At 40.6% G+C, this 7,625-nt stretch carries 6 protein-coding genes; 2 read left to right on the top strand and 4 right to left on the bottom strand.

The genetic code is table 11. From position 1 onward, the window contains the following. Positions 1-846: 846 nt before the first annotated feature. On the bottom strand, positions 847-2,118 hold the full coding sequence (locus CZ487_RS11415; protein WP_077212292.1) for a mechanosensitive ion channel family protein: 1,272 nt from the start codon (positions 2,116-2,118) through the stop codon (positions 847-849). A gap of 250 nt (positions 2,119-2,368) precedes the next feature. Here CZ487_RS11415 and CZ487_RS27150 point away from each other — a divergent pair, with 250 nt between their 5' ends. Beyond that, positions 2,369-2,536: a hypothetical protein gene (locus CZ487_RS27150; RefSeq protein ID WP_202617905.1), complete on the top strand. Its 168-nt coding sequence runs from the start codon at positions 2,369-2,371 to the stop codon at positions 2,534-2,536. Between the two features lie 71 nt (positions 2,537-2,607). Here the strand turns inward: CZ487_RS27150 and CZ487_RS11410 are convergent, their stop codons facing one another. Together CZ487_RS11410 and CZ487_RS11405 are read right to left on the bottom strand one after the other, a co-directional pair. Then, positions 2,608-3,606, bottom strand: coding sequence for a zinc-dependent alcohol dehydrogenase (locus CZ487_RS11410; RefSeq protein WP_077212291.1), 999 nt, complete (start codon positions 3,604-3,606; stop codon positions 2,608-2,610). Between the two features lie 72 nt (positions 3,607-3,678). Next, positions 3,679-5,427 (bottom strand): thiamine pyrophosphate-binding protein, encoded by a 1,749-nt coding sequence (locus CZ487_RS11405; protein ID WP_077212290.1) that lies wholly within the window; start codon positions 5,425-5,427, stop codon positions 3,679-3,681. Between the two features lie 387 nt (positions 5,428-5,814). Between CZ487_RS11405 and CZ487_RS11400 the strand changes: the two genes are divergently transcribed. Continuing rightward, complete coding sequence (locus CZ487_RS11400) at positions 5,815-6,393, top strand: hypothetical protein (RefSeq protein WP_077212289.1); 579 nt, start codon at positions 5,815-5,817, stop codon at positions 6,391-6,393. 152 nt (positions 6,394-6,545) lie between these two features. On the opposite strand, the gene CZ487_RS11395 is transcribed toward CZ487_RS11400, so the two are convergent. After that, complete coding sequence (locus tag CZ487_RS11395) at positions 6,546-7,109, bottom strand: NADPH-dependent FMN reductase (protein ID WP_077212288.1); 564 nt, start codon at positions 7,107-7,109, stop codon at positions 6,546-6,548. Between the last annotated feature and the right edge of the window lie 516 nt (positions 7,110-7,625).

Genomic DNA, 7,625 nt, shown 5'->3' with positions numbered 1-7,625 from the left:
CCTAAGTCTTATCAAAAAAACTCTATTGTTCCATTATATGCCATCTAAGTTTGGACCTCTATAGTTTTTTAGTATGGTCACTGCGACGACCCGAAAAATCTTGTTTCACGATTGTTCCACAGACATCTAAATTATTATTCATTTTATAAGATTATGGATGAAGACCGTTCTCTGCTAACGCTAGGCCTCTTCGGTTCTCATCTCCTTTATGAAGACCGTTGACCATTTTTGCTGGAGCTCTTTCGGTTCTCATCTCCTTTATAAAGACCGTTAACCACTTTTGCTGGAGCTCTTTCGGTTCTCATCTCCTTTATGAAGACCGTTAACCACTTTTGCTGGAGCTCTTTCGGTTCTCATCTCCTTTATGAAGACCGTTGACCACTTTTGCTGGAGCTCTTTCGGTTCTCATCTCCGTTATGAAGACCGTTAACCACTTTTGCTGGAGCTCTTTCGGTTCTCATCTCCTTCATGAAGACCGTTGACCACTTTTGGTGGAGCTCTTTCGGTTCTCATCTCCTTCATGAAGACCGTTGACCACTTTTGGTGGAGCTCTTTCGGTTCTCATCTCCTTCATGAAGACCGTTGACCACTTTTGCTGGAGCTCTTTCGGTTCTCATCTCCTTTATGAAGACCATTTTCCAATTCCGTTGGGCCTCTATAGGTTCTCATCTCCTCCATGATGACTATCCTCTCTTGAGTAAAAGAGAGGAAGGTTATTACTTACTTTATATAATGATACATTTTTACGATAATCCTTAAATCAATGCCAGTCCCCCGGTCTAGTAAAGCTTTCCCGTACTGAGGGACTGGCATGATATTTATTTGATTACCCCACAGTGCCATGCATCATGATTGATTGTTTTCCCTAATCATACTATTTTTGTTTATTTCTTCTAAAATGCTTTTCAAGTCATTCCCCGATGGATTCTGGAATACTTTGAGCCCGAATTCAGATGCGACTGCAAATAAGTGATCAAAGATATCAGATTGGATCGTTTCATACACATCCCATCGTGTATCGTTCGTAAACGCATATATTTCTAATGGCAGCCCGTATTCTGTTGGCGCCAATTGTCTGACGAGTAAGGTCATGTTCTGATTAATCCCTTTGTGATTTTGGAGATAGTGGTTAATATACGCTCGAAATACACCAATATTGGTTAAAGCTCGACCGTTCACCCGATTGCTCGTATTAATCTCATGATTTCTATTGTATTCAGCGATTTCATTTTCTTTATTGGTTATGTAAGTAGATAAATAGTGAATATGTCTGAATTTCTCGATCATATCCTCAGAGCAAAAAGTGATGGTATTGGTATCAATGAAGATGGATCGTTTGATCCGGCGCCCGCCAGAAGCCTGCATCCCTCTCCAGTTTTTAAAAGAATCGGAGACAAGCGCATAGCTGGGGATCGTCGTAATCGTTTTATCAAAGTTTTGAACTTTTACCGTATTTAACGAAATATCAATAACGTCTCCATCCGCTCCATATTTAGGCATCTCAATCCAGTCACCAACATGTACCATATCATTGGCAGCCAACTGAATGCCTGCAACCAGCCCTAAAATTGAATCCTTAAATACCAATAAGAGAACAGCAGATAGCGCACCAAACCCACTTAGAAGGAGAAATGGACTTTTCCCCATCAGGTTGGCAATAACAGTGATTGCCCCTAAGATGAACACCACAATTTTTACCACCTGAATATATCCCTTAATAGGCTTAATCTTTGATATTTCAAACGTCTGATAAACATCATTTAAGGCATTCAAAAAGTTGTTAACCACAAGGGCTCCAACAATAATGATATAGGCGATAGCCCCTTTTTCTATAAGGTGCTGATAGTCAGAAAACGTCGGAGCGAAGTAATAAATAATAATGGCAGGAACAATGTGGGATAAACGATGAAAAACCCTTCTTTCCAAAAGCAGATCATCCCACTTAACCTTATTATTCGTTATAAAATGAGTGATCACCCTCATGACAATTTTCTTCGTAATAAAGTTAGCAATGATACATAGGATACCTATAAATACAATCATGATGGTCCCAGCCATATAATCAGCCAGGCTCGGATCTACCCCATATTCTAGTAGTTGTTTATGAATGAATACCATCGTATCCTCCCCTGTAATTCCATATGTATGTTTTCTACACCAATTTTTGTCCAATTGTTTCTTCTCTGCTTGTTATTCTTTGTTCATAATCTGTAATGTAGACAGGTTACAAAAAAAAAGTATCTCAAAGTGGCCTAAATCTCGGCACTGTAACGCTGTACTATAATGAGAGTCAGGCACCAAAATCACAAGGATGAATCAGAAAGACGGCTGAAGTGGAGATTGCACCCTCCAACAAGGATTAATGCGGATGAATTACTTGCCAATTGGCCTTTCCAGCTATAATCGTTGGGCAATTGTACAGAAAACGCATGGGGTGATGGCCGATGATGAAATACTGCGGTTTATCCTGCCCTCTATTTGCGGAAATACCTATATTATCCAGATCAAGCGTTATAAACAAAAGAGGCAGCGATAAAATTGGTATCCTCATGCTGCCCCTGGGGGAACTATACTATAAAAAGTTAAAAGATCATTTCGATAAAACTTCTACAAACTCGGATCAATGATGACCTTTAGATCTTTACTATTCCCACTTGTGAGAAGCTCAAAGTTTTCTTGTACTTGGTTAAGACCGATCACATTGGTCACAAATTTTTCCGTATCAATCAGGCCTTTTTCAATTAATGGAATGAGTCGATCATATGGGTACGGTCCAAATGAACTGTTAAGTGTCAACTGTTTATACATTAATTTATAAGTGTCGATCGGTGTCTTATGAATATTTACTCCCACGATCACGACTCTTCCCCCTACTTTGGCTGCATCCATCGCGATTTCAACGGTTTCTTCTGAAGCATTGGCGCAGTCAAAGGTCACATCAAATCCGCCCTTGGAGAGCTCTAGCAATTTTTGTTTTAGGTTTTCATCTTTCGCATCAATAAGGTAGTCAGCATCTGTACGGTCCTTCAATGCCTTCATCCGTGTATCACTGATTTCCGTTTGAACCACCAGGCCAGCCCCTGCAGCTTTCAACCAAGCACATAGACCAGTCCCAATCACACCCGTTCCTTCAACTAATACCTTTTGACCAATTCCCACCTTCCCTGAAAGGCAAGCTCGATAGGCTACCCCCAATGGCTCAAGAAGAGCCCCTGTAGTCAAGCTCAGACTATCTGGCAACGGATGCACATAGCGTTCTTTAACAATTAGATATTCCTCAAAAGCTCCTGGAACATGCCGGATGCCTGGTACCCAATCCGTAATTTCCGCCCCTCGAGCTTCAGGCTTTACGGAACCAGGATAGACAGCACAACGCGTACCAGCAGGAATGTTTCCTGAAGCTGATTTGACTACCGTCCCTGAAAATTCATGGCCAAAAATAACACCGTCCTTTGTCGGGTCATTGCGAAGCCACATATGAAGGTCGGATCCGCATATTCCCGTCGCACCCACTTTCAGCAAGACATCATCTGACTCTACTAATTCTGGAATGGGAAGTTCCCTTACTTCAAATTCCTTTTGTGCTACTCTAACACAAGCTTTCATTCTATTACCCTCCTTTTTTCCTTTAGATGTTAATAGAGGGGGATCAGGAAATCCCCCTCTATGCAGGATTCATTATCCGTATACTCCACCTGTTAATTCTTTTCCTGCTTTTCTTGTGGCTTCCCTTCCTTTTGCGGCTGCTAAAATTGGTCTGCTTAATGGTTTCTCATCAACCTGTACATTTACGATACCTGGAAGGCCAGATTCTCTTATTTTTCTCATCGCAGGAATCACATCGTCAATATGGTTGACTGCGACACCAACTCCACCCCAGATCTCTGCAAGCTTATGATAAGCACGCATATGTTCTAAGCCCGTTCCTACACTTCCATATTTCTCATAATCTTCCGGGTGAAGGGAGATTTCATTATTTCGAATCATGCCCCACGCAGAATCATTGGAAATCACACAAATAACAGGGATCTTATGTCTTACATACGTATCAAATTCCATTGCATGAAACCCAAAACTTCCATCTCCTGTAAAAATGACACTTGGCTTTCCGTCAGCAAAATAAGCCCCTAATCCAAATCCATTGCCTGTACCGATTGTTCCTAATGGACCCCAACGGACGAGCTGGCCAGGATAAGTCGCGATAGAGAAATCATCCATCCACACCGATGCATCACCACCATCGCAAATCACATGCCAATCCGGCGCCTCTTCTTGGATATATTTCATGACTTGGCTTGCCACTTTTCCTGGATGTGGAGGATTATGCTGGGACTCTTCTGCCTCTGTCAATGGAGCAATCGCCGCGGCTCTTCTCTCTTTTAATATTTCATACCGAGCTGCAAAGTCTTCTTCCGTAACAGCTTGTCTTTTTGCTTTTACTGAATCTAAAATTTGTTTGGCTGCTATTCCAGCCCCAGCGACAATGCCAATATGTGACGGCGCATTAAATCCGATCTGGTTGTCATCGGTATTCACCGAAATCCGAATCGCATTTCGATTAAACAAAGGCGATCTTCCCTTTAACGTACGATAGGTACGATGATGGCCTAATTCAATGATGACATCCGCGTCAGGCATCGCACCTTTCCCTAGATTCGTTTGGAAAAGAGGGTTTTTCGATTCATCCGCAAAAACTCCTCTAGATGTATTCAAAACCCACACTGGAATTTTTAAATAATTGGCCAATTCTTCCACGGATTTTGCATATTCTCCGGCGGAAAATCTCGCTTCATCCCCGATGATCATGGCTGGCTGTTTGGCATTCGCTAACGCCTCGGCAGCCTCTTCTATTAAACTAGGATCTCCTGCTGGCGGCTTAATGGCACGATAATTCTGTGGAAAAAATACCTTCTCTTCTTCCACTTTCATATCCATCAAGTCTTCGCCAATCTGGACATAAGCTGGACCAGGTGTTCCAGACAATGCCGCACGTACGGCCATTGTAATATACTCTGGAATTCTCTCAACCTGCTTAACTTGTTTAGCAAACTTACAATAAGCAGCCATTCCTTCTAACGTTGGAGTGTTTTGCAGTGGTGAAGTGTCATCCTCCGCAACAGGTGAAGCACCTCCAATGAATAGTAAAGGTGTTCCATTTTCACGTGCTTCAGCCATCGCTGTAGATGCATTTACAACACCCGGACCTGCGGTAGCAACAAAACACCCTAATTTTCCAGAAACCCTTGCATAAGCATCAGCCGCAAAACCGCCACTATTTTCATGCCTTACGTCAATCAACTCAATCCCTTGTTCTCTAAGTCCATAATATAACGGAATAATATGCCCCCCAGATAATGTGAAGACAACCTCAATCCCAGCTTCTTTTAGTGCTCTTGCAGCCAATCTACCTCCCGTAGTAACAGCCATCGTATATACCTCCTCTATAATATCTTTTAGTGATTAAACACATACTCTAAGGAATTATGGAAACAAACCCCAATTAATAGATTCATTTAGATTAACGTAAATCTATTATGCAAAAAAACAATTATCTATATTTTCAAAATTAATATACTATTCTGTATTTTAAATGTATAACGATGTTTTTCAAAAGTCAATGAGTAGGATTTCGTGGAAATCGCTTTGTCTACAGCATTGCCGGGGATATCTTAATTTCCTGCCGGCTTCTTTGGCAGTATTGCTATTCTTGGATTTATGGTTTATGTTACGCGAACAAAACTAGATATATATGTTAATATTTGTATGTAATAGTAAAATTTGTACAAAACTCTAGGGATTATAGGAGAGAATGCGATGATATATTTGAAGAAAGCAATCCCACTTCTTGCTTTCATGTTTGTGGCTATTTTTATAATAGGCTCCTTTCCTTCAATTACAAGTGCTTGTTCGTGTGCGGAGCTACCAAGTGTGGAGGATGAATATGAACGGTCAGAAGTCATATTTAGTGGGAAAGTGATCGCTATAAAAGAAAAACAGAGTTTAAGAGGAAGAACCACTCAATCCGTTCTTTTTGAGGTAATGAACACTTGGAAAGGTGTTGAACAATCTCAAATGATCATTACCACTGGTCAAGGCGGCGGAGACTGCGGGATTGATTTTATCGAAGGAGAAGAGTATTTGGTATATGCAAACGACTCAAATATGTACGGGGCAAAATCACTGGTAACAACCATATGTGATCGTACCGATGTGTTGAGTTCTTTACAGGAGGATTTGATGGTTCTTGGGGAAGGACAGCCTCCAATTAAAGAAGTTGATTTAAGCAGGAAACATAATGGGAGTCAAAAATATATTTGGGCTGCAGTGGTTATTGCCATTGGCATTGTTGTGTTTTTCATCATAAGAAAAAGAAGAAATCCAAATCAGGGATAATGATGAGGCTGATGTTTAATGGCTTCCTTTTTTAAGCAATGCGGGCAAATGTGGAACAAAATCATTGGGGGATTATCTGTATCACCCTATTAAAAGGTGAAACAGATTGTTTTTTCCTTTGAAGGGACCTTCTATAATCCCTGAAATGCTTTTTAACTTCTAACTGATTTTAGTGCATTAGACCAAGCAACCACTTCATCCAACATTGTGTTTAATGCTTCTTCATGGTGAGGTGCTGGAGTAAACTTCGTCATATCTTGGAAATCAGTAAAAAGACTCATATTGACGCTTGGTCCTACTACCGCCACTTTGGGCACACTTAAAATTAATCGCAAGTCATTTGTTACGGTAACGCCCAGTGTAGAACCGTAACTTACAATCCCAGCAGCTTTATGATTCCATTCCGAATATAGATAATCGATGGCATCTTTCAATCCAGATGGTACTGATTTGTTATATTCTGGGGTAACAAATACAAACCCATCAAATTCGCTGATTTTATTTGACCAAGGCTTTGCTTCTGGTGTTTGATAATTGCCACCTGACATAATGGGTGGGATCGATTCATTGAATCTTGGAAGATTGTAGTCTTTAATATCCACAAGTTCATATTCTGCATCAGTGCGTTGGTCCGCAATTGATTTTACCCATTCCGCCACATTTAAATTTACTCTGGAATCACGAGTGCTTCCTGTAAGAATACCGATTTTAGTCATTTCTATTCCTCCTAAAAATTTAATTAGTTAATCCTTCTAAATAAATCTTAGGGCATAATGAAAATTAAAAATACCAATAGTTATACAGATTTGTTGTTTATCCAACACTTCCAAGAAATTGTTGAAAACAGCAAGTAACAGAATAGTTAATGATCAGTATTCCATTGATAATACTGCCCAAGAAGATTAATAGCTTCTCATAAATCAGAGGGTGTTTTTTAAGTTAATGGGTTCGTTAATTGAGGATTTCGGGCTATAAACCCCGTTCCCGGTTCTCATCTCCTTCATGAAGACCGTTGACCACTCTTGCTGATTCTCTTTCGGTTTTCATCTCCTACATGAAGACCATCGACCACTTTTGATGGTGCTCTTTCGGTTCTCATCTCCTTCATGAAGACCATCGACCACTTTTGCTGGAGCTTTTTCGGTTTTCATCTCCTTCATGATGACCATCGACCACTCTTGCTGGAGCTTTTTCGGTTTTCATCTCCTTCATGAAGACCATCGACCACTTTT

Origin of the sequence: Robertmurraya dakarensis (genome assembly GCF_900156875.1) — a bacterium.
Lineage (GTDB): Bacteria > Bacillota > Bacilli > Bacillales > Cytobacillaceae > Robertmurraya > Robertmurraya dakarensis.
This window is presented reverse-complemented; position numbering and strand designations above follow the sequence as displayed.

Excerpts from the sequence above, each read along its gene's own strand:
- CZ487_RS27150 (WP_202617905.1), top strand. The coding sequence starts at position 2,369 with ATGAATTACTTGCCAATTGGCCTTTCCAGCTATAATCGTTGGGCAATT.
- CZ487_RS11415 (WP_077212292.1), bottom strand. The coding sequence starts at position 2,118 with ATGGTATTCATTCATAAACAACTACTAGAATATGGGGTAGATCCGAGC.
- CZ487_RS11395 (WP_077212288.1), bottom strand. The coding sequence starts at position 7,109 with ATGACTAAAATCGGTATTCTTACAGGAAGCACTCGTGATTCCAGAGTA.
- CZ487_RS11405 (WP_077212290.1), bottom strand. The coding sequence starts at position 5,427 with ATGGCTGTTACTACGGGAGGTAGATTGGCTGCAAGAGCACTAAAAGAA.
- CZ487_RS11400 (WP_077212289.1), top strand. The coding sequence starts at position 5,815 with ATGATATATTTGAAGAAAGCAATCCCACTTCTTGCTTTCATGTTTGTG.
- CZ487_RS11410 (WP_077212291.1), bottom strand. The coding sequence starts at position 3,606 with ATGAAAGCTTGTGTTAGAGTAGCACAAAAGGAATTTGAAGTAAGGGAA.